Source organism: Pseudomonas sp. VD-NE ins (assembly GCF_031882575.1).
In the GTDB taxonomy this organism is placed as follows: Bacteria; Pseudomonadota; Gammaproteobacteria; order Pseudomonadales; family Pseudomonadaceae; genus Aquipseudomonas; species Aquipseudomonas fluorescens_BZ.
Genome location: NZ_CP134772.1, coordinates 309,641 through 335,887, shown reverse-complemented (window position 1 = coordinate 335,887; position 26,247 = coordinate 309,641). Strand labels below are relative to the sequence as shown.

The 26,247-nt window shown below is 59.1% G+C and carries 26 protein-coding genes, 2 tRNA genes and 1 pseudogene; 23 read left to right on the top strand and 6 right to left on the bottom strand.

All coding sequences use genetic code 11. The features are described from left to right. Window positions 1–22 precede the first annotated feature (22 nt). From RMV17_RS01455 to RMV17_RS01405, 11 genes are all read left to right on the top strand, one after another. Window positions 23–2,248 (top strand): AsmA family protein, encoded by a 2,226-nt coding sequence (locus tag RMV17_RS01455; protein ID WP_311885029.1) that lies wholly within the window; start codon window positions 23–25, stop codon window positions 2,246–2,248. After that, a complete protein-coding gene (mutY, locus tag RMV17_RS01450) occupies window positions 2,245–3,312 on the top strand; it encodes an A/G-specific adenine glycosylase (protein ID WP_034153020.1) in 1,068 nt (355 codons plus the stop codon). Before RMV17_RS01455 ends, mutY begins: the two co-directional genes overlap by 4 nt. Beyond that, window positions 3,309–3,581 (top strand): oxidative damage protection protein, encoded by a 273-nt coding sequence (locus RMV17_RS01445; RefSeq protein WP_016772129.1) that lies wholly within the window; start codon window positions 3,309–3,311, stop codon window positions 3,579–3,581. Before mutY ends, RMV17_RS01445 begins: the two co-directional genes overlap by 4 nt. A gap of 104 nt (window positions 3,582–3,685) precedes the next feature. Next, window positions 3,686–3,761 (top strand) — tRNA-Phe (locus tag RMV17_RS01440). Between the two features lie 418 nt (window positions 3,762–4,179). Continuing rightward, entirely contained in the window at window positions 4,180–5,154 is a 975-nt protein-coding gene (sbnA, locus tag RMV17_RS01435; protein ID WP_080762004.1) for a 2,3-diaminopropionate biosynthesis protein SbnA, read from the top strand. Between the two features lie 5 nt (window positions 5,155–5,159). Continuing rightward, a complete protein-coding gene (sbnB, locus tag RMV17_RS01430; RefSeq protein ID WP_311885023.1) occupies window positions 5,160–6,191 on the top strand; it encodes a 2,3-diaminopropionate biosynthesis protein SbnB in 1,032 nt (343 codons plus the stop codon). Next, the gene (locus RMV17_RS01425) at window positions 6,185–7,966 is read left to right on the top strand and encodes an FAD/NAD(P)-binding protein (protein ID WP_311885022.1); all 1,782 of its coding nucleotides are present in this window, start codon (window positions 6,185–6,187) and stop codon (window positions 7,964–7,966) included. Before sbnB ends, RMV17_RS01425 begins: the two co-directional genes overlap by 7 nt. Beyond that, complete coding sequence (locus RMV17_RS01420; RefSeq protein ID WP_034153023.1) at window positions 7,963–8,577, top strand: glutathione S-transferase family protein; 615 nt, start codon at window positions 7,963–7,965, stop codon at window positions 8,575–8,577. Before RMV17_RS01425 ends, RMV17_RS01420 begins: the two co-directional genes overlap by 4 nt. Before the next feature lie 17 nt (window positions 8,578–8,594). Next, window positions 8,595–10,019, top strand: a complete 1,425-nt coding sequence (locus RMV17_RS01415; protein ID WP_311885020.1) for an L-lactate permease — start codon at window positions 8,595–8,597, stop codon at window positions 10,017–10,019. Between the two features lie 27 nt (window positions 10,020–10,046). Next, window positions 10,047–11,525, top strand: a complete 1,479-nt coding sequence (locus tag RMV17_RS01410) for a PLP-dependent aminotransferase family protein (protein WP_311885018.1) — start codon at window positions 10,047–10,049, stop codon at window positions 11,523–11,525. Window positions 11,526–11,554: 29 nt separating this feature from the next. Next, window positions 11,555–11,902, top strand: coding sequence for a hypothetical protein (locus RMV17_RS01405; RefSeq protein WP_311885016.1), 348 nt, complete (start codon window positions 11,555–11,557; stop codon window positions 11,900–11,902). Window positions 11,903–11,916: 14 nt separating this feature from the next. Here the strand turns inward: RMV17_RS01405 and RMV17_RS01400 are convergent, their stop codons facing one another. Both RMV17_RS01400 and RMV17_RS01395 read right to left on the bottom strand, forming a co-directional pair. After that, window positions 11,917–12,207, bottom strand: a complete 291-nt coding sequence (locus tag RMV17_RS01400) for a YceK/YidQ family lipoprotein (RefSeq protein ID WP_196251131.1) — start codon at window positions 12,205–12,207, stop codon at window positions 11,917–11,919. A 74-nt stretch (window positions 12,208–12,281) separates the two neighbouring features. After that, window positions 12,282–12,731: a hypothetical protein gene (locus RMV17_RS01395; RefSeq protein WP_108224289.1), complete on the bottom strand. Its 450-nt coding sequence runs from the start codon at window positions 12,729–12,731 to the stop codon at window positions 12,282–12,284. 260 nt (window positions 12,732–12,991) lie between these two features. Here RMV17_RS01395 and RMV17_RS01390 point away from each other — a divergent pair, with 260 nt between their 5' ends. The 4 genes from RMV17_RS01390 to RMV17_RS01375 all read left to right on the top strand — a co-directional run bounded on the left by RMV17_RS01390 (window position 12,992) and on the right by RMV17_RS01375 (window position 15,994). After that, entirely contained in the window at window positions 12,992–14,050 is a 1,059-nt protein-coding gene (locus RMV17_RS01390) for a PDDEXK nuclease domain-containing protein (RefSeq protein WP_311885012.1), read from the top strand. Between the two features lie 67 nt (window positions 14,051–14,117). Further along, window positions 14,118–15,092: an alpha/beta fold hydrolase gene (locus tag RMV17_RS01385; RefSeq protein WP_311885010.1), complete on the top strand. Its 975-nt coding sequence runs from the start codon at window positions 14,118–14,120 to the stop codon at window positions 15,090–15,092. A 29-nt stretch (window positions 15,093–15,121) separates the two neighbouring features. Next, window positions 15,122–15,535, top strand: a complete 414-nt coding sequence (locus RMV17_RS01380) for a hypothetical protein (RefSeq protein WP_008080543.1) — start codon at window positions 15,122–15,124, stop codon at window positions 15,533–15,535. A gap of 6 nt (window positions 15,536–15,541) precedes the next feature. Then, window positions 15,542–15,994, top strand: a complete 453-nt coding sequence (locus RMV17_RS01375) for a hypothetical protein (protein WP_311885008.1) — start codon at window positions 15,542–15,544, stop codon at window positions 15,992–15,994. 312 nt (window positions 15,995–16,306) lie between these two features. On the opposite strand, the gene gabP is transcribed toward RMV17_RS01375, so the two are convergent. Further along, entirely contained in the window at window positions 16,307–17,698 is a 1,392-nt protein-coding gene (gene gabP, locus RMV17_RS01370) for a GABA permease (RefSeq protein ID WP_034153032.1), read from the bottom strand. Between the two features lie 554 nt (window positions 17,699–18,252). Here gabP and RMV17_RS01365 point away from each other — a divergent pair. The 7 genes from RMV17_RS01365 to RMV17_RS01335 all read left to right on the top strand — a co-directional run bounded on the left by RMV17_RS01365 (window position 18,253) and on the right by RMV17_RS01335 (window position 23,798). Continuing rightward, the gene (locus RMV17_RS01365; RefSeq protein ID WP_108224284.1) at window positions 18,253–19,026 is read left to right on the top strand and encodes an ABC transporter ATP-binding protein; all 774 of its coding nucleotides are present in this window, start codon (window positions 18,253–18,255) and stop codon (window positions 19,024–19,026) included. A 13-nt stretch (window positions 19,027–19,039) separates the two neighbouring features. Further along, window positions 19,040–19,789 (top strand): ABC transporter substrate-binding protein, encoded by a 750-nt coding sequence (locus tag RMV17_RS01360; RefSeq protein ID WP_311885004.1) that lies wholly within the window; start codon window positions 19,040–19,042, stop codon window positions 19,787–19,789. Window positions 19,790–19,867: 78 nt separating this feature from the next. Then, entirely contained in the window at window positions 19,868–20,560 is a 693-nt protein-coding gene (locus RMV17_RS01355) for an ABC transporter permease (RefSeq protein ID WP_311885002.1), read from the top strand. Beyond that, window positions 20,560–21,249, top strand: coding sequence for an ABC transporter permease (locus RMV17_RS01350; RefSeq protein WP_007909164.1), 690 nt, complete (start codon window positions 20,560–20,562; stop codon window positions 21,247–21,249). Before RMV17_RS01355 ends, RMV17_RS01350 begins: the two co-directional genes overlap by 1 nt. Continuing rightward, window positions 21,230–22,465 (top strand): methyltransferase, encoded by a 1,236-nt coding sequence (locus tag RMV17_RS01345; protein ID WP_311885000.1) that lies wholly within the window; start codon window positions 21,230–21,232, stop codon window positions 22,463–22,465. The genes RMV17_RS01350 and RMV17_RS01345 overlap by 20 nt, the downstream gene beginning before the upstream one ends. Window positions 22,466–22,810: 345 nt before the next feature. Continuing rightward, entirely contained in the window at window positions 22,811–23,647 is an 837-nt protein-coding gene (locus tag RMV17_RS01340) for an FkbM family methyltransferase (protein WP_311884998.1), read from the top strand. Window positions 23,648–23,722: 75 nt separating this feature from the next. Further along, window positions 23,723–23,798, top strand: a tRNA-Thr gene (locus tag RMV17_RS01335). Between the two features lie 302 nt (window positions 23,799–24,100). On the opposite strand, the pseudogene RMV17_RS01330 reads toward RMV17_RS01335, so the two are convergent. Beyond that, window positions 24,101–24,235: pseudogene (locus RMV17_RS01330) on the bottom strand (transcriptional regulator); the annotation flags it as partial. A gap of 474 nt (window positions 24,236–24,709) precedes the next feature. Between RMV17_RS01330 and RMV17_RS01325 the strand changes: the two are divergent. After that, on the top strand, window positions 24,710–24,991 hold the full coding sequence (locus tag RMV17_RS01325; protein WP_034151916.1) for a DUF3077 domain-containing protein: 282 nt from the start codon (window positions 24,710–24,712) through the stop codon (window positions 24,989–24,991). A gap of 43 nt (window positions 24,992–25,034) precedes the next feature. On the opposite strand, the gene RMV17_RS01320 is transcribed toward RMV17_RS01325, so the two are convergent. Together RMV17_RS01320 and RMV17_RS01315 are read right to left on the bottom strand one after the other, a co-directional pair. Further along, window positions 25,035–25,700 carry an RES family NAD+ phosphorylase gene (locus RMV17_RS01320; protein WP_409373123.1) on the bottom strand — a complete coding sequence of 222 codons (666 nt, stop codon included), beginning with the start codon at window positions 25,698–25,700 and terminating at the stop codon, window positions 25,035–25,037. Window positions 25,701–25,711: 11 nt separating this feature from the next. Continuing rightward, a complete protein-coding gene (locus RMV17_RS01315; RefSeq protein WP_311884994.1) occupies window positions 25,712–26,119 on the bottom strand; it encodes an MbcA/ParS/Xre antitoxin family protein in 408 nt (135 codons plus the stop codon). Window positions 26,120–26,247 lie beyond the last annotated feature (128 nt).

Below are 26,247 nucleotides of genomic sequence, written 5' to 3'. Positions count from 1 at the left end.
GACTAACTACAAGGACTCGCCCATGAAAGCGTTCGGCAAAATCCTGGGTCTGGTACTTCTCGGGCTGTTGCTGATCGTTGTGGCGGCAGGTTTTGCCCTGACCCACCTCTTCGATCCCAACGATTACAAAGACGAGATCCGCCAGATAGCCCGCGACAAGGCCCACATCGAGCTGACGCTCAATGGCGACATCGGCTGGAGCCTGTTCCCGTGGCTTGGCCTGGAACTGCACGAGGCCAGCGTCGCCACCCTGATCAATCCGACCGAACCGTATGCCGATCTGCAGATGCTCGGCCTGTCCGTGCGCGTGCTACCGCTGTTGCGCCGCGAAGTGCAAATGAGCGATGTGCGCGTCGAAGGCCTGAACCTGCGCCTGAAACGCGACAAGGACGGTCACGGCAACTGGGAAGACATCGGCAAGGTGCCCGCCCCGGCCGGAGCAACGCCGCCAGCCGCTACTCCAGGCCAGCCGGCCAGCGAAGCCCCTGTAGCGGTGGAAAAACCGCCGCAGCCGATCCGCCTCGACATCGACAGCCTGACCGTCAACAACGCCCGCGTTGAATACAACGACGAGAAGACCGGAAAGCAATTCAGCGCCGAAAGTATCCAGCTGAGCACCGGCCCGGTACACGATTCGACGAATATTCCGGTGAAAGCCACGGCATTCCTCGGCACCAACCAGCCCGTCCTGCGTGTGCGTACCGAACTCACCGGCGAGCTGCGCATCGAGCGCGCCCTGCAACGCTACAGGTTCGAAGACATGAAACTGTCCGGCGAACTGGCCGGCGATCCTTTGCAAGGCAAGACCATGACCTTCGCAGCTCAGGGCCAGTTATCGCTGGATAAAGCCGCGAACGTCGCCGAATGGACCGGCATCAAGATTTCCGCCAACCAGTTGCGCGCCTTGGGCGAGCTGAAAGCCAACGACCTCGACAAGACCCCGCAGATTACTGGCGGGCTCTCCATCGCCCAGTTCGATCTGGCGAAATTCGTCGACAGCATCGGTCAGAAACTGCCGGCCATGGCCGAGGGCAGCCTGAGCAAGGTCGAACTGGTCAGCCGCGTTGCCGCCACGCCCACCAGCATTGCTTTCGACAACATCAACCTGAAACTCGACGACAGCAGCTTCAGCGGCCGCATCGCCGTCGAAGACTTCGCCAAGCAATCGTTGCGGGCGATCCTCAAGGCTGACACGTTCAACGCTGACCGTTACCTGCCACCAAAATCGGAAAAAGCCGCCAACGCCACACAAACGCGCCAGGCCGAAGTCGCCAGCACCGAAGCCGATGCCATGGCCGGCGCGGGCTCAACGCCACTGCCGGACAAACCAAGCAAAACCGCCTGGAGTACCGAGCGCCTGTTGCCGGTTGAACGCCTGGCCAAACTCGACGTCGATGCCGATCTGACCTTCGGCCAACTGACCCTCGACAAACTGCCGATCCAGAACGCCGCACTGAAAGCCACCGGCCAGGGCGGCTTGCTGACCCTGACCAACCTGAGCGGCGAACTGTACAACGGCGGTTTCGCCGCCAATGGCACCCTCGATGTACGCCCGAGCGCGCCTGTGCTGAACCTGCAGACCAAGCTCAATCGCGTGCCTGTAGAAAAAATCCTCGAAAGCCAAGGCAAGAACCCGCCGGTCAAAGGCCTGGTAACCCTCACCAGCAATGTCACTGGCAGCGGCAACAGCCAGCAGGCACTGATCGATACGCTTAACGGCAACGCCAGTTTCGTGATCAACAACGGCGTGCTGCTCAACGCCAACCTTGAACAGCAACTGTGCAAAGGCATCGCCACGCTCAACCGCAAAACCCTCAGCGGCGAGCCACGCGGCAAAGACACGCCATTCCAGGAACTCAAGGGCAACCTGACCTTCCGCAACGGCGTCGCCAGCAACCCTGACCTGAAAGTGCGCATCCCCGGCATGACCGTCAACGGTGACGGCGACATCGACCTGCGCGTGCTCGGCATGGACTACCGCGTCGGCATCATCGTCGAAGGCGACACCAGCGCCATGCCGGATCCGGCGTGTCAGGTCGGCGAAAAATTCGTCGGAGTCGAATGGCCGCTGCGCTGCCGTGGCCCGCTGGAATTGGGCGCCAAGGCCTGCCGCGTCGACAACGATCGCCTCGGTCAGGTCGCGACCAAACTGGCCGGCGACAAGCTCAGTGAAAAAATCGACGAAAAACTCGGTGACAAGGTCAGCCCGGAACTGAAAAACGCATTGAAGGGGCTGTTCAAGCGATGAGAGCGGAGCAATTTTCCACGGCGGTGCTGGATTGGTTCGACCGCCACGGCCGCCACGATCTGCCTTGGCAGCAGGACATCAACCCGTATCGGGTGTGGGTGTCCGAGATCATGTTGCAACAGACCCAGGTCAGCACCGTGCTCAATTACTTCGACCGTTTCATGGCCGCGCTGCCGACGGTCGAAGCGCTGGCCGAGGCGCCGGAAGACGAAGTGCTGCACCTGTGGACGGGCCTGGGTTACTACACCCGCGCGCGCAATTTGCAGAAGACCGCGAAGATCGTCGTCAGCCAGTACGGCGGCGAATTTCCCCGGGACGTTGAAAAGCTCACCGATCTGCCGGGCATTGGCCTGTCCACCGCTGGCGCCATCGCCAGTATCAGCATGGGCCTGCGCGCGCCGATTCTCGACGGCAACGTCAAACGCGTGCTGGCGCGTTTTACTGCGCAAGAGGGCTACCCCGGCGAGCCGAAGGTCGCCAAACAGCTTTGGGCCAACGCTGAGCGCTTTACGCCGCACGATCGGGTCAACGCCTACACCCAGGCGATGATGGACCTTGGCGCAACACTCTGCACCCGCAGCAAGCCGAGCTGCCTGCTGTGTCCGCTGGAGCGCGGCTGCGAAGCGCACATGCTAGGCCTGGAAACCCGCTACCCGATTCCCAAGCCGCGCAAAGCCATCCCGCAGAAGCGCACGCTGATGCCAATGCTCGCCAACGGCGATGGTGCGATTCTGCTTTACCGTCGTCCCTCGAGCGGTTTGTGGGGCGGTTTGTGGAGCCTGCCGGAACTCGACGACCTCAACGACCTGCAACATCTCGCCGATCAGCACTCGCTGACCATGGGCGAGCAGCAGGCGCTGCCAAGCCTCGTCCACACGTTCAGCCATTTCCAGCTGTCCATCGAACCCTGGCTGGTTCAGGTGCAGGAGGCCGCCCATCACGTGGCCGAGGCCGACTGGCTCTGGTATAACCTCGCCACCCCGCCGCGCCTGGGCCTCGCCGCCCCGGTCAAAACCTTGCTCGAACGCGCGGCCGCCGTCTTGAATGCAGGAGAGTCGCCATGACCCGCACCGTAATGTGCCGCAAGTACAAAGAAGAACTGCCCGCGCTGGAACGTGCCCCTTTCCCGGGCGCCAAAGGTCAGGATATTTTTGACCACGTCTCCGCCAAGGCCTGGGCTGACTGGCAGAAACACCAGACTCTGCTGATCAACGAAAAGCGTCTGAACATGATGAACGCCGAAGATCGCAAATATCTTCAGGGCGAAATGGACAAGTACTTCTCCGGCGAGGAATACGCCAAGGCCGAAGGCTACGTTCCGCCTGCTGAATAAACCCTGCAAAATCGGGGGTCGGATCGTAAGCGACGGAATTAATTTAAGAAATTTTAAAAAAGTCGTTGACGTAAATCCGAAAAACCCTTTTAATGCGCCCCGTTGCCCAGATAGCTCAGTCGGTAGAGCAGGGGATTGAAAATCCCCGTGTCGGCGGTTCGATTCCGTCTCTGGGCACCAAATACCGAAAACCCTGAATCGCAAGATTCAGGGTTTTTTTATGCCTGCGATTTGATCACGCCTCTCTCTGCGCCCCGCAACGCCCTCCTCTCGATACATCTCAAACCCGCCTGTACTGAAAAATACCCAAAATCTGTATCTCTCCCCGTGTAGGAAAATTCGCCAGTATTCCTTCAAGCCTTGGCGAGCCAATGACTGGCTCTACTTTACGCCCCGCAACACTCTCGGCTCCTCAAGCCCTCAGAGCGCAAAACCTGATTTTTTGAATAGATCGGCGTCCACCGCAAGGTCACTTCCTGTCCAGCTAAAAAATCTAAAAACAAACCTAACAGGCGAACTGCATTTACTGCTTTTCCAACATTCCAGGATGAATGCTGGCGCCCCTGTGCGCCCGGCAAAAGAGCGAAACGGACTACGTATGATCAAGCAACTTATCAATGAAGACAGTTATGTGCAGATTGGTGATCTGTGCAGCGCAACGATCCAGCTGAAAATCGAAGGGCTGAATCCTGCCGGATCGATAAAGCTCAAAACCGCCCACGCCCTGATCACGGACCTGGAAAACCAGGGCCGGATTCACCATAAGACTCGCCTGGTCGAGTCTTCCTCGGGGAATCTGGGGGTCGCGCTGGCCATGGTCTGCGCCGCCAAGGGTTACAAGTTTGTCTGTGTGATCGACCCGAACATTTCTGCGCCAAACAGAAAACTCATGCAGGCACTGGGTGCCGAAATGATCATGGTCGATCAGCGCGACGAAAACGGCGGCTATCTGAATTCGCGTATCCGTTTGATCGAGCAACTGGTCGCAGAGAACTCCGACTACATCTGGCTCAATCAATACAAAAACCCGACCAACCCCCTCGCTCACTATCAAGCGACCGCGAAGTCCATCGCCCATAAATTTCCACACGTGGACTACTTGTTCGTCGGCGCCGGTACCACCGGTACTTTGATGGGCTGCAAGAACTACTTCGCCGAACACCATCCGCACACCAAAGTGATTGCCGTCGATACGCTCGGCTCGGTGACCTTCGGTCTGCCGGGCGGTACGCGGCATATCCCGGGGCTGGGTACCAGTCGTCTGCCGGAGATCTTCGAGCCGTCGGGGATTCACGACTTCGTATCGATCGCCGAGGAACAGACGATCAAGGTCTGCCGCTGGCTGGCGCAACGCTACGGTCTTCTCTTCGGTGGCTCCACCGGCACTGTCCTGGCGGGCATCCAGCAATGGGCGCCGCACATCCGTCCCGACGATGTCGTCGTGGCGATCTCCCCCGACATGGGTGAGCGCTACCTCGAAACCATCTACTCCGACGACTGGGTCACCCAGCGGATCGGCGCAAACGCTTTGCAACCCCTCTTCCCAGAAATCGCTCTGGCACTCTCGGCGTAATCCCCATGACCACACACAACCCGATTCAACCGTTTCATGTCATCCCAGGCGCTGTCGTCAAGGACATCCTCAACGGGCTGCGTCACGCAACCATCGACATGGTCGCCCAGACCTACCTGACCCACGAGCGCGGCGAAACCGTTAACCCGGATAGCTACTTCCTGCGTTTTCCGGCGCAACCGGCGAACCGGATCATTGCCTTGCCGGCAGCGATCGTCGACAGCGAGGGCGATCAGTCCGTCTCCGGGATCAAGTGGATTGCCAGCTATCCCGACAACATCAAGTCGGGCATCCCTCGTGCTTCGGCGGTACTGATCCTCAACGATCCGGACACCGGCTATCCCTACGCACTGCTTGAAGGCGCGCTGATCAGTGCCGTGCGCACCGCAGCGTCGGCGGTGCTCGGAGCCTGGTGGCTGAATGGCCAAAGCAAAAGCGCGGCAAAACTCTCGATCATTGGCGGCGGGGTGATTTCGCGGAACATCCTTGAGACGTTCATCGCCGATGACTGGTCGTTCGACAGCGTGGGCATTCACGACCTCAATGCAGAATCAGCACAAGCGCTGTCGGCGTTCGGCAAGCAACTCGGGGTGCCGGATGTACAACTGTTGTCGCTGGACGAGGCACTGAGCGCCGACATCGTGGTGTTCGCCACCAGTGCCGGGGAACCCTACGTCAAGGGCAAAGGCACGTTCCGCCCGGGGCAGATCGTGCTGAACATCTCGCTGCGGGATATCGGCGCCGAGATCATCGAAGAAAGTTACAACTACTTCGACGACGTGACCCATTGCCTGAAAGCCAATACCTCGCCGCATCTGGCTGAGCAAAAATACGGGCATCGTGATTTCGTTACCGGCACCGTCGGGCAATTGATTCGCGGCGACCTGCACGTCGCCACGGACAAGCCGCTGATCTATTCGCCGTTCGGCATGGGCATCCTCGATCTGGCGATTGGCCGGATGATCCACGACATCGCGGTCAAGGACGGTTCGGCGGTCGCCATCCCCTCCTTCTTCGGGGAGGAGCGCAGATGGTGAAGGCGCCTCTGCACATCGGCCTGGTGGGCTGCGGATCGCGCGGCCTGTCGATTTTCGAACGCCTGCTGAGCCTTGCTGAAACGCGTCCGGAGCAGCCAGTCGTCATCGATATTTTCGATCCGAACGTGCTCGGAAGCGGCGCACATTGGCCGGATCAACCGGACTATCTGCTGCTCAACACCGTCGCTGGCCAGCTCGGAGTTTTCCCCGACGCAGCGGCATTCGGAAACCTGACGGATGCACGGGAACGGCCGGGCGCGGATTTCCTGACGTGGTGCCACGAGCAGCGCATCAAGGTCGACGCCGACAGCGGACTGCTCGCCGCCGTCGGCCGTGACGTCGAGCCGCAGGATTTCCTGCCGCGGCATTTGCTCGGCGCCTATCTGGCGGACGCCTTCACGCAAATCCTCGCGACGGCGCCGCACTGGGTGAGCGTGAACCTGCATCAGCAGGCCGTCACCGCGGTCGAGAGCAACGCGGGTCAGCAATACCTGCTGCAAACCGCTTCGGGGTCTGCGGTCACCGTGGATCGGCTGATTCTGACGGTCGGCCATACCGGTCGCCTGCGCTCGGCGGATCGCGACCGCGTTGATGATGTCTATCCGCTGCCCGGCAGCCTCGCCACCATCGAGCCTGGCGAAACCGTGTTGGTCGAAGGGCTGGGGCTGGGTGCGATGGATACCCTGGCTGCGCTGACCTCCGGCAGGGGCGGGCGCTACCAGCGCATGGCCGACGGCAGTCACGCCTATCAGCCTTCGGGCCAGGAGCCGGTGATCTTTATCCAGTCGCGGGACGGGCTGCCGTTTCGCACCCGGCCCAACGGCCTGATTGAATGCCCGCGCCATCGCGCCGTACTGCTGACGAGTGCGCGCATCGAATCCCTGCGGGCAAGCAGCAATAACCGACAATTGGACTTCGAACAGGACATCCTGCCGCTGATGCTGCTGGAGATGCGTGCGGCGGCCGTCGCCGTCGTGCATAGCCCATCAGCGCCAGAGCAGGTGCTGGAGCGACTCAGGGCCGTCAGCGTTGCTGGCGAACCCGGTGTTGCCGCCTGTGAAGCGTTGCTGCGCGATTACGAAGCGACTGGCGGTGCGATCGACCCACAGGCACTGATCTGCCACGCACTGCCCGAAGAAGTATTGCCTTACAACTATCACGCCTGGATCTACGACACCCTCGAAGCCGATTTGCACGAATCGCGACTGGGGCGCGGAGAATCGGCGATCAAAGCCGCCATCGAAGTCTGGCGCGATCTGCGTGACCGCCTGCGTGAGGCCGTCGATTTCGACGGGCTGACCTACGCGTCGCATCGGCAGTTCTATGGCCGTTGGCACAAGGCGATCAACCGCCTCGTTGCGGGTCCGCAAAAAGAGCGCCACGCCGACCTGCTCGCCCTGTGTGACGCCGGCCTGCTGACATTCCTCAAGCCCGGCTCGCGCCCTGCGATCAGCGACTTCAAACGCGTCGCCGGTTATGTCCAGAGCAGCGGCGTGAGCAACAGCGACTGCGCGCCCGTGCGTGATCTGGCGCGGCTGGGCCTGATCCGCCCGCGAACCGACGAACCGGGCATCGACGGCATCGATGTCGACGCCGCGTGCCACCCGAAATCGAGCGCTGGCGAACCGGTGCGCAACATTTGGGTACTCGGCCCGCTCGCCGAAGGTTCTTGCTACTACAACCACTACGTCACCTCGGCGGGCGCGCCTTCGCGTCTGTTCATGGACGCCCATCGAGCAGCCACTGCCATCCTTGAGACAGGGACTTCAGCATGAAGCTTTTCTACCAGACGCATTCACCCTACGCCCGCAAGGTGCTGGTGCTGGCTCACGAACTCGGCATCGCGTCGAGCCTGGAAGTGATCCACCACGAGACCAGTCCGACGTCGCCAAACGAAACCATCTACAAAGCCAACCCGTTGGGCAAAGTGCCGGTGCTGATCCTGCCTGACGACACGGCGCTGTTCGATTCCATCGTGATCTGTGAATACCTCGACGACCTGAGCGACGGGCCGAAACTCATCCCGGCAAACGGCCCTGAGCGCTACAAGGCGCTGCGCCTGCAAGCATTGGCGCAGGGCATGTGCGATGTCGGCATCAAGCTGCGCTGGGAAGTCGAGCGCCGCCCCGAGGCCTTGCGCTATCCGGCCTACGCCGACGGTCAGGCGTTCAAACTCAAGGAGGCTTACCGCTTCATCGAAGAACACGTCGACCTCAATGGCCCGATCACCCTCGGTCACATTGCCCTGGCGACCGCGCTCGACTGGATCGCCTTTCGCCAACTCTCGGACTTTTCCGCTCAAGCACGCCTGACCGAGTGGTATCAGACTTTTTGTGAGCGGGCGTCCATGCGGGCGACCGAGTACAGCGGGCAGACTCACGATTAAGTTAAGGAAAACCGGGTATGAGCTCTCTCTTGTTGCAAATGTCACCGATCGCGCTGGTGATCGCGTTGATCCTGATCGTGCGCCGCCCACCGGTGCAAGCCGCACTGGCCGGCGTAGTGCTGGTGCTCGTGCTGTGGGCCTTGGGCGCAGCCGGGCCTGTGTCGGCGGCAATCAGCACGGCCATCTTTCAGGACACCACCATCCTGTTTCTCAGCACGGCGTGCGTGATCGTCCCGGGGCTGGCCTTCGTCATCCTGGTCGAGCGCGGTGGTGCGCCGCAGGCCATCGGCGCCTGGGTCAAGGAGCTCGGCTGGACACCGCCGGCGCAGGTCATCTTCATCGTGCTGGGCCTCGCACCGCTGCTTGAAGCGATGACCGGTTTCGGCGTTTCGCTGATCGCAACCGTGCCATTGCTGATGGGGCTGTTCACCCGCCAGTCGGGGATGAAAATCGCCCTCGCCGGGATGGTCATCATGCCCTGGGGCACACTGGGTCTGGCCACCGTGATCGGCGCGCTGTTGGCGCACTTGCCGGCAGAAACCCTTGGCAGCCATTCGGCGCTGATCAGTGCGCCAGTGTTCCTCTGCCTGGCGGCGATTGCTTTGTGGCAGGGTGGCATCCGCACGGTATCGCCGTGGCTTGGACTGATCGTGGTGACGGCGCTGTTCGTCGCGGTGCTGTTTTCAATCAACCTGTGGATCGGCCCGGAAGTCTCCGGTGTACTGGCGGGTCTGGCGGTGGCTTGCGTCGGCCTGGGGATCTCTTATGCACAACGGAAGAAACTGGTGCGTTGGCCGAAAGCAGCCTGGCCCTATCTGGCCTTGCTGGGGGTAATCGTTGCGTCGCGCGGGCTGTTCGTCCTGTCGGGCTGGGATGCGCTGTGGATCATCAAAGGCGAGCATGTTTCGTGGAAGCCATTGGCCTCCCCGGGGCTGGCGCTGCTGATCGTCACGCTGTTGATGGCCATCAAGCAAAGCGCCGCAGCAGGTTTCCCGTGGCGAGCACTGTTCAAGCGGGCGAAGTTTCCGGTCACGACAATTTTCCTGTTCCTGCTGCTTTCGCAGGTGATGGTCAACGCCGGTTTCCTGGTTGAAGCGCAGCGCACGCTGCAATCGTTGTCCGGGATTTCCCTGGCGCCAACCATCGCATTGCTGGCAGGAATTGCCGGTTATGTCACCGGTTCCAACGTCGGCGGCAACACCCTCGTCATGCCGTCCATTGCTGCGCTGAGCAGCGAACACGGTGCATGGCTGGCTGCGATGGTCAACAGTGCCGCCGGGCATGGCGCACTGGGGTCGCTATCGATCCTGTCGCTGATCACCGGGCTGGCGGGCGCCAATCGGCATGAAGAAAACAACCTGATCCGATTCGCCTTCGGCCTGGTTGCGCTCAACATCGTCATAGTTGCTGCAACGGGGATCGTTTTGCTCTACTTTCTCTGAATTGTTTCGAAACATCACAGAGAACTTATGGACAGGTTTGATCTACCGGACAAGCGCTGGCGGATAGTCAAGGACTGGATTATTCGTCAGATCGACAGCGGTGAGTGGGCAGCCGAAGCGAAACTGCCCTCGATCCGTACGCTGGCGCGAATGTTTGAAACCAGCATCACCACCGTTCAGCGCGCGTTGGCGGATCTGGAAGCCGATGCTTACGTTTCGACCAAACCGCGCATCGGCTACTTCGTCTCAGCCTCCGGACAAGCAAAACCCACCAGAAGTTTTGACTTCTCCAGTGTCACCGTCAACGTCAATCATGCGGTGGTCGCGATGCTCTCCCAAGCAGCTTCGCGCACCACCGCGTCGTTGAATTCAGCGGTGTTGCACAGCGACCTGACACCCAATGTGCTGCTCAACAAATGCCTGTCGGTATTGGCTGGCAAAGCTGACAACTCGCTGACCGGGCTGGTCGCACCGCCCGGTCTGCCGGCACTGCGACGACGCATTGCCGGGCTGATGCTGACCCGCGGTGTGGTCTGCGGGCCGGACGATATTCTGGTGACGTCGGGCGACACCATTGCTCTGGAGCTGGCACTTGAAGCCGTCGCATCGAAAGGCGCTACGGTCGCCATCGAAACGCCGACTTATTACGGCATCCTGCAGACCATCGAACGTCTGGGCATGCGCGCCTTGCCCATCCGCACGCACGGCAAACTCGGTCTCGATGTCGATCACCTCGAAGAAGCGTTGAAGCTGAAAAAGGTCGCGGTGATCTTTCTCAACCCGACCCTGCAGAACCCGCGAGGCTTCATCATGCCCGACGAGACTCGCGCACGGCTGTCACAGATCGCGCGCGAAGCGGACGTGCCGATTATCGAGGACGACATCTTCTTCGACCTGGTGCCGGAAGGCGATCGCCCCCGCGCCATCAAGAGCTACGACACCAGCGGGCAGACGATTTACTGCTCGTCGTTCTCCAAGACCATCGCGCCGGGTTATCGCGTCGGCTGGTGTCTGGCTGGCAAATACCGCAATGCCATTCTGGCGCAGATGTTTTCGCGCAATCTGGCGGTTTCCAGCCTTGCGCAAAATGTCCTCAACGAATTTATCGGGCGCGGCTACATGGAAGAGCACTGCGCCAGACTCCGCTCGCAACTGTCTTCGCTGGCCAGTTTTGTCGAAGCGCTGGTGCGTACGGATTTCCCTGCGGGCACCGTGTACGTGCCGCCGCGTGGAGGGTTCATCCACTGGATTGAACTGCCGCTGCACACCGACATGTCGGCATTGCAGGATTTAGCCAGCGAACGCGGTTGCCACGTGGCCGGCAACGGCATCTTCTTCGCCGACGGGCATGCAACCACGGGTGTGCGCATCTGCCTTGGCACTGCGTTGACTCCGGGAGTGATCGAGATCCTCAAGGTGATTGCCGAATGCGCACACCTCGCCGGGCGCCCCTCGGATGGGCGGCAAAACCTGACTGAGCAACATCAAGAGACCGCCGTTTCCTGAGCGCAAAAGGACCTTTGCAGTAACACTCCATGAATCAGAAAAGAACCCGCATTCCCCTGCCCCATCCGCCGCCGTATCGCCAGAGCCGGACAACCTTTTGGCTGACCGTGCTCGTCGGCGTACTGATTGCCTTCGCCCTCTGTGCATCGATCTACATACTGATCGACAGCTGGATCAGCGGCGCCATCACCACCACCAACCGTGGCCCGAAGCACACCTATCACCTGGCTGTACAACCACGACGGTTCTGGATCGAGTTTGTCTCGCAAAGCATAGGCACCGTGTTTCTGCTGGCTGCCGGGGTGTTCGGCCTGTGGATTTATCGCAAAGTGCACGAGCCGGCGGAGAAGCCCAAAGGCAAGCGCATACGACGATAATCGGGTGAGCGGTTTCAGAGCGTGTTGACGTAGTCGATGGGCAACAGAACGGTATCCACGGCGGCATCTACCGGTAGCGATACGACAGTAATCAAAGGGCAAACGATCGTGACATAACAAATGACCGCTGTTGGCTTGCCGTCGTCATCCCTCACGCCGAGCAGGCGTAAATTACCGTCGACACCCTTGTAGTAAGGCTCTGGCGAGGCGCCACTCAAGCGCCCCGTCATCGTTCCACAACCGGCCAACAGCGCAACAAGGCTCGCCACGGAGCCAAAACGCAAAATCCCTTTCAATGCCAACATCCTTCTGACCGTAAAGCGTGAGGGCCGCGATTGTACGCACAATCAACCGCGCCCTCCGCGCCTGGCACCCGTGATCAATCGCTGTCGCTCCAGTGAAACACCAGATTGCGCGCTGTACCGTTTGCAACATCGGTCACATCGCGCCGCACCTCTCCCTTACGTGTGGCAACCACGGTGTATTTGCCAGTCGGCAATTTTACGTACAGCAACGGACCGGTCTGATTGAGGGCCAGCAGGGTTTGTCCTGCAGCATTTTCAATCGTCACATCGACGTCGGAGGTGTACTCGTTCTGCATGCCCACCGAAAAGGTCATGTGCAGGTTGTAGCCGACGGTTTGCTGGATGGCTTTTGCTTCATCCTCGCCGACCCCGCCGGCCAGATAGCTGATACCGTTTTGTTGCTGCTGTTGAACTTGCACGCCTGCGCTGTCGACAGGCTCGAGACTGGCGGCTTGCGCCGTCGCGGCAAATAACAATGCAGCAACCGCGACGACAGGCAGCACGCAGGAAAGGACACGTTTCATGATGGCGACTCCCGGGCTCTGACAGAACCCAATCGTTACCCTGTATTGGATTCAGTGCGGGAGGGTGACGTTTCAGAATGATTCGAACTTGGGATGTGTACGAAACGGACTACAGACCAAACCCCGCAAAAGCGTCCCTGGCCAGAAACTTCCTGCAACACCTATCCCCTCTTCCTGCTGGCTTCCAAGGCTCGGCCGACATCCTTCGCAAGCGGTTCTCGGCATGCTGGCGCTTCTGTTTTCAATGATGCGGAAATTCGATGAGCCAGCTGAAACCTGCTGACCTGCAAGACCCGAAAATCGATTCGTTGCTGGGTGATCTGGGCGAACTGATCCGTCAGGCACGGCAAAAAGTGCTGCGTGTGGTCGATACGATTCAGGTTCAGACCTGTTGGCAGATTGGCCGGCATATTGTTGAGTTTGAACAGGACGGCGCCCGGCGGGCGGGGTATGGCAAGCAGTTGCTGGCCATACTGGCGAAGGATCTGACGGTTCAATTCGGGAAGGGATTTGATGAGACCAACCTGCGCAAGATGCGCCTTTTCTATCAGACCTTCCCAATTCGAGACGCACTGCGTCCCGAATTGAGCTGGACGCACTATCGCAGGCTACTCAGGGTCGACAGTGAAAAGGCTCGCCAGTGGTATATGGACGAATGCGCCACCCTCAACTGGTCAAGCCGCGCTCTGGATCGCCAGATCAATACGCTCTACTACGAACGCCTGCTGATGAGCCGGGACAAGACCGGTGTGATCGAGGAAGCCACAACCAACATTGCCGCCCTGAACTGCAATCCACGCGAGTTCATTCGCGACCCGGTCATTCTCGAATTTCTCGGCCTGCCATCGCCGGGCAAGGTCAACGAAACCGGACTTGAGCAAGCGCTCATCGATCACCTGCAGAGCTTCCTGCTGGAACTGGGCAAGGGCTTCTCTTTTGTGGCTCGACAACAACGCATCAGCGCCGGTGGCTCGGATCTGTACATCGATCTGGTGTTTTACAACTACCTGCTCAAATGCTTCGTGATCATTGATCTCAAACGCGGCCAGCTCAGCGCACGCGATGTCGGGCAGATGGATATGTATGTGCGCATGTACGACGAACTCAAACGCAGTGAAGGCGACAAACCCACTGTCGGGATCATTCTGTGTTCACAGGACAACGAGGCCGTCGCGCGCTACTCAATACTCAAAGGCAGTGAGCAACTGTTTGCCAGCAGCTATAAAACGGTGCTGCCAAGTGTGGAAGAACTGCGAGCGGAGCTGCAAAGAGAACAGGCATTGATCGAGGAACGCATGCTTTCTGAATCCACGGATTAAGAGCTGCGGATTGTCCGCTGGATGCGCTGAGACTATTGTTGGCAGCTACCCGCGAAGGTCGAGCGCCATGAGCTTTCAGGACACGCCCCCATTGCCAGCTGTGCAGCGCAAGCCGCCATTGGCTGCCGAGTTGCAAAGTGAACCCTTCAAGGAAACAGCCGCCGACGGTTTTGTCCTTGGCGGTTTCACCTGGCGTCATGCCCTGCCCGACCTTCAGCGCCCGGTGGTGATCATCAACGCCGCCACGTCAGTGCGCTGTCGCCATTACTCGCGTTTCGCGGCGTATCTGTTCGCCAATGGTTTCGACGTGATCATCTTCGACTACCGTGGCATCGACGAATCCAGACCCGACTCAATGAAAGGCCTTGAGGCCTCGTGGACAGACTGGGGCGCGCTGGATTTCGAAGCGATGCTCAAACGCGCACAACGGGAGTTTTCAGGTCAGCCGATCGATGTGGTCGGCCACAGTTTTGGTGGCTGCGCCGCTGGCCTCGGTGAGTCGGGTCAGGTTATCCGACGGCTGGTCACCGTCGGTGCGCAGTTCGCCTATTGGCGCGATTACGCCCCCGAACAGCGCTGGCGCATGTTCGGCAAATGGCATGTGTTGATGCCGCTGCTGACGCTGATCTGCGGTTACTTTCCGGGCAAACGTCTTGGCTGGCTGGAAGATACGCCGGCCGGTGTAGTGCGCGACTGGAGCACGCCTGCCGCCCGCTATGAACGGCGTCCTAGTGGCCGCAAAATGTTGGCGAAAAATGCAACATTGCCCTTCGCCAATGTCCGTGCACAGACGTTAGCCATCAGCATCAGCGACGATCCCTACGGCACAATTGCGGCCATCGAACGCCTGCTCGATTACTTCAGCAATGCCCGGAAAATTCATCTGCGCATCGAACCGCAGGACATCGGCGAACAACAAGTCGGACATTTCGCCTTTTTTCGCAGCGCATACCAAGCCACACTATGGCCCATCGCTCTGACCTGGCTGCAAACCGGCGCACTGGCCCCCGACACACCCGGGCGGCAAGTCCCGCACAGCTGAGCCCCTCTCAACGCACGACGGAACACATCATGGCCTCCGCCAACAAGCAGCAAAAACGCGCCACCCGGGCCAAAGCCAAGGCCAAGCAGAACCGCACCAAACGCGCCGAAGCGCCGGTCGAGCTGGACCCGAACGATGACCGCATCGATTTCGAGTCGGTGGACCTGACCGAGCTGTTCAAGAAAATGATCGACGCCGAGAAGATCAGCCAGCAAGCGCTGTGCACCGCGTTCCTCGAAGACCCGCTGCTGGAGCTGGTCTACGAACAGGAAGGCGAAGAAGGCGCGATGGATTTCATCCTTGCGGCACTGATTGAGTATCGCCAGTGGTCGCAGGAAACCGACGAAGCCGGCGCGCTGGCGTGGATCGAATCCCCGGCCTTCCAGGCCGACTATGTGGCCGCGTCCGACGCGATCGCCGCGCAAACCCAACAGAAGAACTGAGCTCCCATGGCATCCCTGAACAAGCAACAGAAACGCGCCAAACGCGCCAAGGCCAAAGCCAAGCAAATCCGTATGGTCGGCCGCAAGCCGCTGGACCAGGACGAAGACCTCGACCACCTCGCCGAACCGATCCCGGAATACACCCTGGCGATGTTCAGCAAAATGCGCGACGCCGAAGCCATCAGCCGCAACGACATGCTGCTGACCCTGCTGCGCGAACTGGCGTTCGTCATCGTTGACCATCCAGAGCTGCTGGACATGGAAAACGCCGACAACGAAGGCATGGCCGCCACCCACCTGGCCGCCGACATGTTGATCGACTACCGCATGTGGGCCGAAGGCGTAACGATCGAAGAGGCCCAGGCCTGGCTGAGCGAGCCACAGTTCATCACCGATTTCGGGGTTGCGCTGGATGCTTATGGCAAGTCGGTGGACGACACCGAACCCAAGGCCGAGTAATTTTTTCCGCTTCACGTCCACGCACGATCAGGAAAAGGAAGTCAGATGAAGACAGCAGACTCACGCGAGGACGGGCAAATCCCGAAAGCAGAAGACTCAGCAGCGAACCTCGAGAGCGACCCTGTTAAATCTCTCAAACAACCAACTTGGGATGAATGGTTCGACGGAGAGAAATGCAGCCCAGACTTCACGCTCTCACGAGAACAAAGCTGATTCGGATCTGAAGCGCAGAATATTTCGCCACCGGTAGCACAAACAAAAACGGCCGCTCGTCATTACTGACAGCGGCCGTTTTGCGTTACGCGTAACGGATCAGTTCAACACCACCGCACCACGTTTTTCCAGCTTGCGACGGCGGGCAACCAGCAAACCGGCAGCCACCACCATCAAACTCAGCAAACCAGTCGCGAGGATCTCAACACGATGCGCTTCCTGGAACAGCATGATGGTCAGGGCCGCGACGATGAAGATAATCACCGCGTAGGTCAGGCCCGGGAACAGCCACATGCTGAAGACGATTTTCTCGCCGCGCGCCATGCGTTGTTTACGCATGCGCAGTTGCGAGAAGGCGATCACCAGGTACACCAGCAGTGCGATCGCGCCGGAGCTGGCCAGCAGGAATTCGAACACCGCCGCCGGGGCCACGTAGTTGGCGAAGGTGCACAGGAATGCTGCGCCAGTCGACAGCATGACCGCCCAGTAAGGCGTGCCGCTCCTGTTGGTACGGGTCGACATGGCCGGTGCATCGCCACGTTTGCCGAGGGAGAAGAGCATACGCGACGAGGTGTACAGCGCCGAGTTCAGGCAGCTGGTCACCGCGACCAGTACCACGATGTCGACGATCATTTTCGCGTTAGGAATGCCCATACGCTCAAGCACAGTCTGGTAGGAACCGAGGTTGGCCAGCGTAGGATCGTTCCAAGGCACCAGGGCCACAACGATGAAGATCGATACGAGGTAGAACAGGCCGATCCGCCAGATCACCGAATTGGTGGCCTTGGAGATCTGCTTGCCCGGGTTCTTCGATTCCGCGGCCGCGATGGTCACGATCTCGGTACCCATGAAGGAGAACATGGTGGTCAGGATTGCACCCAGCACCGCACCCATACCGTTTGGCAGGAAGCCGCCGCTGTCGAACAGGTGCGAAACACCGCTGACCTGACTGTTCGGCAGGAAGCCGAAGATCGCCGCAAGGCCAAGGATGATAAAGCCGATGATCGCCAGGACTTTGATCAGGGCGAACCAGAATTCGAACTCGCCGTAATTCTTCACGCTGAACAGGTTGGTGACGGTTAGCAACATGGTGATGATCAGCGCGAACGCCCAGATGCCGACATCTGGGAACCATGCATGGAGAATGGTTGCGGCGGCGTTGGCTTCCAGTGGAATCACCAAGACCCAGAACCACCAGTACAACCAGCCGATGGTGAAACCGGCCCAATGTCCGATGGCACGGTCGGCGTAAGTCGAAAACGAACCGGTGTCCGGCGAGGCAACAGCCATTTCGCCGAGCATGCGCATCACCAACACCACCAGGGTACCGGCGGCGGCGTAAGCCAGCAGCACGGCAGGGCCGGCGGCAGCGATGGCGTGGCCGGAGCCAACGAACAGACCGGCGCCGATGACACCGGCGATCGACAACATGGTCACATGACGCGGTTTGAGCCCCTGTTCGAGGCCATTGGAGCTTGGGGTACTGCTCATCGAAACTACCTTTGCAAGGAAAGCGATTGCGTCCGGCCCGTCTGGCATTTTCTTTCTCGTAAAAAGAAACCAACGGGGCGTTCCGGATTCTGCACGCAATAAATGCGCCAAAATGTTTCAAACTCTTCTGGGCTGCGGTTTTGCGCGAGACCGGACAGTCATCGCAAGTCCTTGAGATTAATGGCTATTCGCCAGAGCGTTACCCTGCGACTCACTTTCAAGACGAATTCGCGCACTAGAAACACACTGAAAAAGTGCGGGATGCACAATAAAAGGGCGAATCAGGAACGTTCGGCCGGATAGCGCTTCCAACACCCCGCCAAAGCTGGCAACATCGCGCCTTTTTTTACGCGACACCCACGGGTTTGCACGATCAAACACCCGTTCGGTTGTTGATGGGGCGACAGTCTGCTGTGCCGATGCGACAACCTGCCACATGCCACCCGTTAACCGCTCGTAGCGCTGTTGGCTGCCATTGAAACGCTATGCTAGCTTGGCCGCCTCGCCAGGACGGCCATCCAACAGCTGGAGCGCAACATATATGAGGAACGCACATGGCTGAGGCCACGCCCGCGCTTGAAATCCGCAACTTGCACAAACGCTACGGACAGCTTGAGGTGCTTAAAGGCATCTCGCTGACCGCCCGCGACGGCGATGTGATCTCGATCCTCGGTTCCTCCGGTTCCGGCAAGTCCACGTTCCTGCGTTGTATCAACCTGCTGGAAAATCCACATCAGGGCCAGATTCTGGTGGCTGGTGAAGAACTCAAGCTCAAGTCCGCCAAAAATGGTGAACTGGTTGCCGCCGATGGCAAACAGATCAACCGCCTGCGCTCCGAGATTGGTTTTGTGTTTCAAAACTTTAATCTGTGGCCGCACATGAGCATCCTCGACAACATCATCGAGGCGCCGCGCCGCGTGCTCGGCCAGAGCAAGGCCGAAGCCATCGAAGTCGCCGAAGCGCTGCTGGCAAAGGTCGGCATCGCCGACAAGCGCCACGCCTACCCGGCGCAATTGTCCGGCGGTCAGCAACAGCGCGCGGCGATTGCCCGCACGCTGGCGATGCAACCGAAGGTGATCCTGTTCGACGAACCCACCTCGGCGCTTGACCCGGAAATGGTTCAGGAAGTACTTAGTGTCATCCGCGCATTGGCTGAAGAAGGCCGCACCATGCTGCTCGTGACCCACGAAATGGGTTTCGCCCGTCAGGTCTCCAGCGAAGTGGTGTTCCTTCATCAAGGCCTTATAGAAGAGCAAGGATCGCCTCAGCAGGTGTTCGAAAACCCGCTTTCGGCGCGCTGCAAACAATTCATGTCCAGCAACCGCTAACGGAGCAACATGCATGCAGAATTTCAAGAAGGTCTTCCTGGCCGCCGCCGTAACCCTCGCGTTCAGCGCCGGTGCCATGGCTGAAACCCTGAAGATGGGCATCGAAGCGGCCTACCCGCCGTTCAACAACAAAGACGCCAGCGGCAACGTGGTCGGCTTCGACAAAGACATCGGCGACGCCCTCTGCGCGAAGATGAAAGTCGAGTGCACCGTAGTCACTTCCGACTGGGACGGCATCATCCCGGCCCTGAACGCGAAGAAGTTCGACTTCCTGATCTCCTCGCTGTCGATCACCGAAGAGCGTAAAGGCGCGGTCGATTTCACCGACCCGTACTACTCGAACAAGCTGCAGTTCATCGCACCGAAAAACGTCGACTTCAAAACCGACAAGGACTCGCTGAAGGGCAAGTCCATTGGCACGCAGCGTGCCACGCTGGCCGGTACCTGGCTGGATGACACCTACGGTACAGACGTCGACGTCAAACTCTATGACACTCAGGAAAACGCCTACCTCGACCTGACTTCCGGTCGTGTCGACGCGATCCTTGCCGACAAGTACGCCAACTATGACTGGCTGAAAAGCGACGCCGGCAAGAACTACGAGTTCAAAGGTGACCCGGTCGTAGAAAGCGACAAGATCGGCATCGCTGTGCGTAAAGGCGATCCCCTGCGCGAGAAACTCAACGCCGCGCTGAAGGAAATCGTCGCCGACGGTACCTACAAGAAGATCAACGACAAGTACTTCCCGTTCAGCATCTACTGATCCTGACCTGTGGGACTGGCGCCGTGATTGAACGGCGCCGGCTCCCGACTTTGCCTGCCGCAATTTGAACAGAATTCCATGATTATCGACCTCTACGGATTCGGCCCGGCCCTCGCTGCCGGCGCGCTGATGACCGTCCAACTGGCTCTCACCGCCCTGTGCCTGGGCCTGGTGCTCGGCCTGCTCGGCGCCTTGGCCAAGACTTCCCCGTACAAGCCGCTGCAATGGCTTGGCGGCACCTATTCGACCCTCGTGCGCGGCGTCCCGGAATTGCTCTGGGTGCTGTTGATCTACTTCGGTACGGTCAACCTGATGCGCGCCCTCGGTGAGTACTTCGGCAACCCCGACCTGCAACTCAACGCCTTCGCCGCCGGTGTGATCGCCCTCGGACTGTGCTTCGGCGCCTACGCCACGGAAGTGTTCCGTGGTGCGATCCTCGCCATTCCCAAAGGCCACCGTGAGGCCGGCCAGGCCCTGGGCCTGTCGAGATGGCGGATCTTCACCCGCTTGATCATGCCGCAGATGTGGCGTATCGCCCTGCCCGGTCTGGGCAATCTGTTCATGATCCTGATGAAAGACACCGCGCTGGTCTCGGTGATCGGTCTGGAAGAAATCATGCGTCACGCGCAAATCGGCGTAACCGTGTCGAAACAACCGTTCACCTTCTATATGGTCGCCGCGATCATGTACCTGGGCCTGACCGTGCTAGCCATGACCGGCATGCACTTCCTGGAAAAACGCGCCGCTCGCGGCTTTGCGAGGAGCGCTTAATGAACTGGGAAGTCATTATCAAATGGCTGCCGAAACTGGCGCAGGGCGCGACCCTCACGCTGGAACTGGTGGCCATCGCCGTGATTGCCGGCCTGCTGCTGGCGATTCCGCTGGGCATCGCCCGTTCTTCGAAGCTGTGGTACGTGCGTTCGCTGCCTTACGCTTACATCTTCTTTTTCCGTGGTACGCCGCTGCTGGTTCAGCTGTTCCTGGTTTATTACGGCCTGGCGCAGTTCGACGCGGTGCGTGAAAGCGCGTTGTGGCCGTACCTGCGCGATCCGTTCTGGTGCGCGACTGTGACCATGACGTTGCACACGGCGGCGTACATCGCCGAGATCCTGCGCGGTGCGATCCAGGCGATTCCGCCAGGCGAGATCGAAGCGGCGCGGGCCTTGGGCATGTCCAAGCCCAAAGCGATGTTCTACATCATCCTCCCGCGTGCGGCGCGCATCGGCCTGCCGGCCTACAGCAACGAAGTGATCCTGATGCTCAAGGCCAGCGCGCTGGCCAGCACCGTGACTCTGCTGGAACTGACCGGCATGGCGCGCACGATCATCGCTCGCACCTATCTGCCGGTGGAGATCTTCTTCGCGGCAGGCGTGTTCTATCTGCTGATGGCTTACGTTCTCGTACGCGGCTTCAAGCTGCTGGAGCGCTGGCTGCGCGTCGATGCCTGCCAAGGGCGTTGATTCTTCCTACGTGCTGACGGGCGAGGACCTACTCGCCCGCTTCACAGCGCTGGATGCTTTTTTGATTGAGCATCAGGCGCTGTGGAAACCTCGACCGTTCACTCATCTTTCGCTTGCCTGGGAAGCCTCCTACCCGGAACTGGCCTTGTGGCTACGCGGGCGGTCGCTGGAAGAAGCGGAAAACGCACATAACTCCCCTGCTGATCTTGTCGCTGCGCCGGAGCCGTTCGCTTCATTGGCGGCGTTATCGGCTGAGCTGAGCGCTGTTGGTGAGTTGCCGGGGCATCCATTGGAAGCTGCGGGCCATCGACTGAATGTCGATGTGCCGGGGCGCAAATGGCAGCAGATCGAGGCGTTTGCCAGTCGCTTGTCCTTTGCCGCGCAGCCGACGCACTGGCTGGATTGGTGCTCGGGTAAGGGGCACTTGGGTCGGCGCTTGCTGGGGTCGGGGCAGCAACTGACTTGCGTTGAATTTGATCCTTTATTGGTCGCCAGCGGGCAGGCGTTGAGTCAGCGTCATCAGTTGCACGCTTTGCACGTGGAACAGGATGTGCTGGCGGCGAATGCCTCTGCCGTGCTGAGCGCGACTCACACACCCGTCGCCCTCCACGCGTGTGGCGATCTACATGTTCGGCTGATGCAACAGGCCAGTGCTGCAGGTTGCCAGCAAATGGCGATCGCGCCCTGCTGCTACAACCGCATCAGTCGCGACGAATATCATGCATTGTCTTCGGCCGGTTCGAGATCGCTCCTACAACTCTCGGTGGAAGATCTGGCACTGCCGATGAGCGAAACCGTCACCGCCGGTGCTCGCGTCCGACGTCAGCGTGACACCTCGATGGCCCGTCGTCTGGCCTTTGACCTACTACAACGGCAAGTGCGCGGTGTCGACGAATACCTGCCGACGCCCTCCCTGCCCAGTGCCTGGCTGGAAAAACCGTTTGCCGATTACTGTCGAGATCTGGCTGCGCTCAAAGAGTTATCCACAATCGGTGCGCCAGATTGGCCCGCACTCGAAGCAGCCGGCTGGCAGCGGTTGGCCGAAGTTCGCAACCTCGAATTGCTTCGCGGATTGTTCCGGCGGCCATTGGAGCTTTGGCTGAATCTGGATCGGGCGCTTTTCCTCGTCGAACAGGGCTACGTCGTACGCCTCGGCAGCTTCTGCGAAACAGCCCTCACACCACGTAACCTGCTGCTGTTAGCCGAACGCGAATAAAACATCGACTACCTGTGGATAACTCTGTTGATGAATTCTTCGTGGATCCAATATCCATGCCTGTTTCGAGCTTTTAACAGCACTGGTCATTTTTTGTTCATATTGATAAAAAACCAATAAAACAGGGATTTGCAAACAAGATGAGAACGAGTCCACAAATAACCGCCTAAGCACGGTTTCGTGCCAGCCCGTTGTGCATAAGCCGCCAATCAAAACGACATAACTGCCGAAATTCACCGGTTCGAAGCGAACAATTGCGGCGCATCGCCAGCCTTGCTATACAAGTCCACAGCGTGCCGCCAGCGCACCTCCAAACAAGAACAATCAGACCGACAGGAAGCGACCGTGACGTTCATTTCTTATGCGCAGAATTTTGAAGACGTCCGCTTGTGGCGTGCCCTCAAGCAAGTCGAGCAAGGCTTCTATATCGATGTCGGTGCCAACGATCCACATCACGACTCGGTCACCAAAGCCTTCTATGACCACGGCTGGCAAGGCGTGAACGTCGAACCGATGCAGGACTACCACGACGCCCTCTGCCAGCAACGCCCCCGCGACGCCACCGTGCAATGCATCGCCAGCGATCAGCCCGGCGAAATGACCTTCTACGCCATCCCCGACACCGGCCTGTCCACAGCCGATCCGGCGATCGCCCAGCACCACAAAAATCAAGGCATGGACGTGCGCAGCCTCACCGTGAAGGCCCGTACGCTGACGTCGATCTGCGAACAATATGCCGCCGATCGGCCGATCCACTTTCTGAAGATCGACGTCGAAGGCCACGAAGAAAGCGTCTTGCGCGGCATGGACTTCACTCGTTTCCGTCCCTGGATCATCGTCATCGAAACCCCATGGGAACGCGACCACACCTGGGAACCGCTGGTCACCGACGCCGGTTACCAAGCGATCCTCTTCGACGGCCTCAACACCTGGTTCCTCGCCGACGAATACATGCAGCTCAAACCGGCTTTCGACATTCCACCGTGCAACCTCGACAACTTCCAACTGTGCAAAGGCCACGCCTTCGCCCACCCGATCAGCGCCAGCGAAGTCGACACCGCCCAACAACTGGCCAACGCTCTGCAACGCGCCGAACAGGCCGAAGCGCAACTGGCAGCCCTGCAAAACAGCCGCACATTGAAGGCGGTGCAAACGCTGCGAAATGTGCTGCGCAGGGCTTGATTCGAGCGAATGCAAAAATAGTCTGAATTCAGGGGTTTACAGGATCTTCCCAATCGCTATAATCGTCGCCCACACGCCGGTATAGCTCAGTTGGTAGAGCAACTGACTTGTAATCAGTAGGTCCCGGGTTCGACTCCTGGTGCCGGCACCATACAAAACGAAGCCCCTGCAGAAATGCAGGGGCTTTGTTGTTTCTGGGGTGGTCATATTTTTGGCAGCGTTTCTGCTTCAGTAGAAATAGCGCCTCTCCTCCACACACGTCGGTCTAATCGCCAGACGCCCTTATCCCACAAAGCACGGCTTTTGCCCAAAACACCCGAATTTCCGCTTTTATGCCAAATTATGAACTGGCAATAATTATGGCGTGCCCATAAAAAAGTGTAATTGCATCAGCCATGTTTCTCAGCTCACTGAACCGGCGGAGTCAATGGCAACCCGGTTTTCCAGTCCAAGAGTGATAGAGGCCTCGACGCTTTGTTCCTCCGCCGTAGAGAGCAGCATCTGCGTTACCCGCGCTGCCTCACCGGCCTTCATCTGACGTACAGACTCCAGTAAGTCCTGCTGGAATTGCTCCAGTTCATCGACCATCGCTGATCTCCTCGTTTTGTTGCTTAGAAAAGGCTAAGTACAAGTCATGACCGACAAAACGCATGGCGCGAAAGCCTGAGAAATTTGCTGTAACGAGAAGCCACGCAAAGCCACTACTGGCCACGATTGTGCATCAGCTCTCCCTCAAGCTACCGTTCAGTTCGTCGCTGCCAATTCAGCGACCGGGCCTGATAACCCGGGTAAGATACAGGCGCACCAGCGCCCCAACTCACGTTTGCCGGCGCATTTTTTGTGTCTGCACTACCGTGCAATGGCGGCTGTGCGTGGGAGACCTTCGGGTCTGCCGGGTTCCTGTATCTCCGGTTTATCAGCCCGCGCATAGCTGCCACCCATTCGTCTGATAACGAATTGGCAGCTCTCATTTGATACAGGGAGTTCACAAATGAATGCCATTGATCCGTCAGTAACACCGGTCACTTCACGCCGCCCTTCTCGAACGATAGGTGAAGCGAAATGACCCATTCTCAAGATCTGAAAACCCTCGGCCTTACCCACTTTTCCTTTCAATCCAATCAAGCGATGTTCCGCACCAACCGTGGTGTGCCGGTAATCGCCGCCCTTTCCCACGCCTCCCACTTGCTTCACATTTCACGACTGCTCACTGCGGACACTTCAGTCGCGCGCGATCCTGACCTTCATGCTTATGCCTCGCAGTATCTGCAGGAGTTAAGCAAGGCGCTGATCGATGATGTCGTGAAAGTGATGGATGCGCCGCCGGACAAACCCTTGATGTAAACACCGGTGTAAGGCCCTCGCCGATGCGAGGGCTTTTTGCGTTTCAGACCTGACTGATCTCAAGCACAAACGAAATCTTCTGCTGACTCGCACTCCACACATACCGCAGATGCTTGCCCTGCTTGGGAATCGACACCGTCGGCGGCCGAAGCGCGGCGACACATTCGTGGCCCGGCAGGCGAACGCTGTTGTAGAGCAGTCCCCACGATTCAGTTTCGCGCAATTGCCGGGCGAATAGCTGAGACGGCCCGTAAGCCTCCGGATCCGGATTGTGCAGCTCGGGGTGATCGTGGCGGATATCGTGCAGCGGTTTAACCACCCGATTAACGTAAGTGCGCATGGTCAACTCAAGATCCGCTTCCTGAGTCGCCGCAAGAAATCGTTCCTGGTGATAACACGTCTCGGCGATGGCAGCAGCCTGACTGCTCGCAGCGTAGTAAACGCCGAAGGTGCCATCGCAAAAACGACTGCGTTTTCCGATGTGGGTAAACGCAGCCATCACCGGAGTCGAACCGGGGCCAGAGAGTCGGTCTTCGGGTCGCACTCGGGCGAGAACCCCGGCCTGTTCAATCAGACGATCATTGGTCAGCGCTTCAATTGCGTAGGCAACTTCCAGGTCTTCGGGATCGAGCACGTCTTCGAACAACGCAAGCGGCGGGAAGCTGCTGTTGACGATCCGGTAGGCTCGCGGCCATGGCACATCAACCAAGTCGGGCGCCTTCAACCGCGCACCCCATCGAGGTAGCGGCGCACATCGGCAATGTCGACCACTCTCCCAGCCAGCATGTAATCCAACGCCGTTTGCCCATTGAACGGCGCCGCCGTGTTTGGGCTGCTGACCCACGTGTGGGCGCGCTCGCGGCTATTGCTGAAGATGATGCTCAGCGCCTTGTGAATACCCATCAGGTAAGAGATGCGCTCAAGCGTGTCATTGGGCAGACGTACGTTCGGCAGGTGTTTGTATTTGTAGAACGTGGTGTTGCCGACGCCGCCCAGCAACGTACGTTGCTGCTCGGCGCTGCAGCCCCAGCGCTCCATGAGGTTGAAGAAGAACTTCAGCGCGACGCGGCCCGCTTCGGGGGCGTCGAGTTGTTCGCGTGGGGTGAGGGCTGGGGATGAGGTAGTCATTGAGCCTCTCCAGATTTGTCTTGCTTTGATACTAGTACATATACGAATAAATCGATAAAAAAGCTCCGTAAGCGTATTACTGGTTACCACATTCCCCGTTGATTGGGATTCGGATATGACCGGATTTG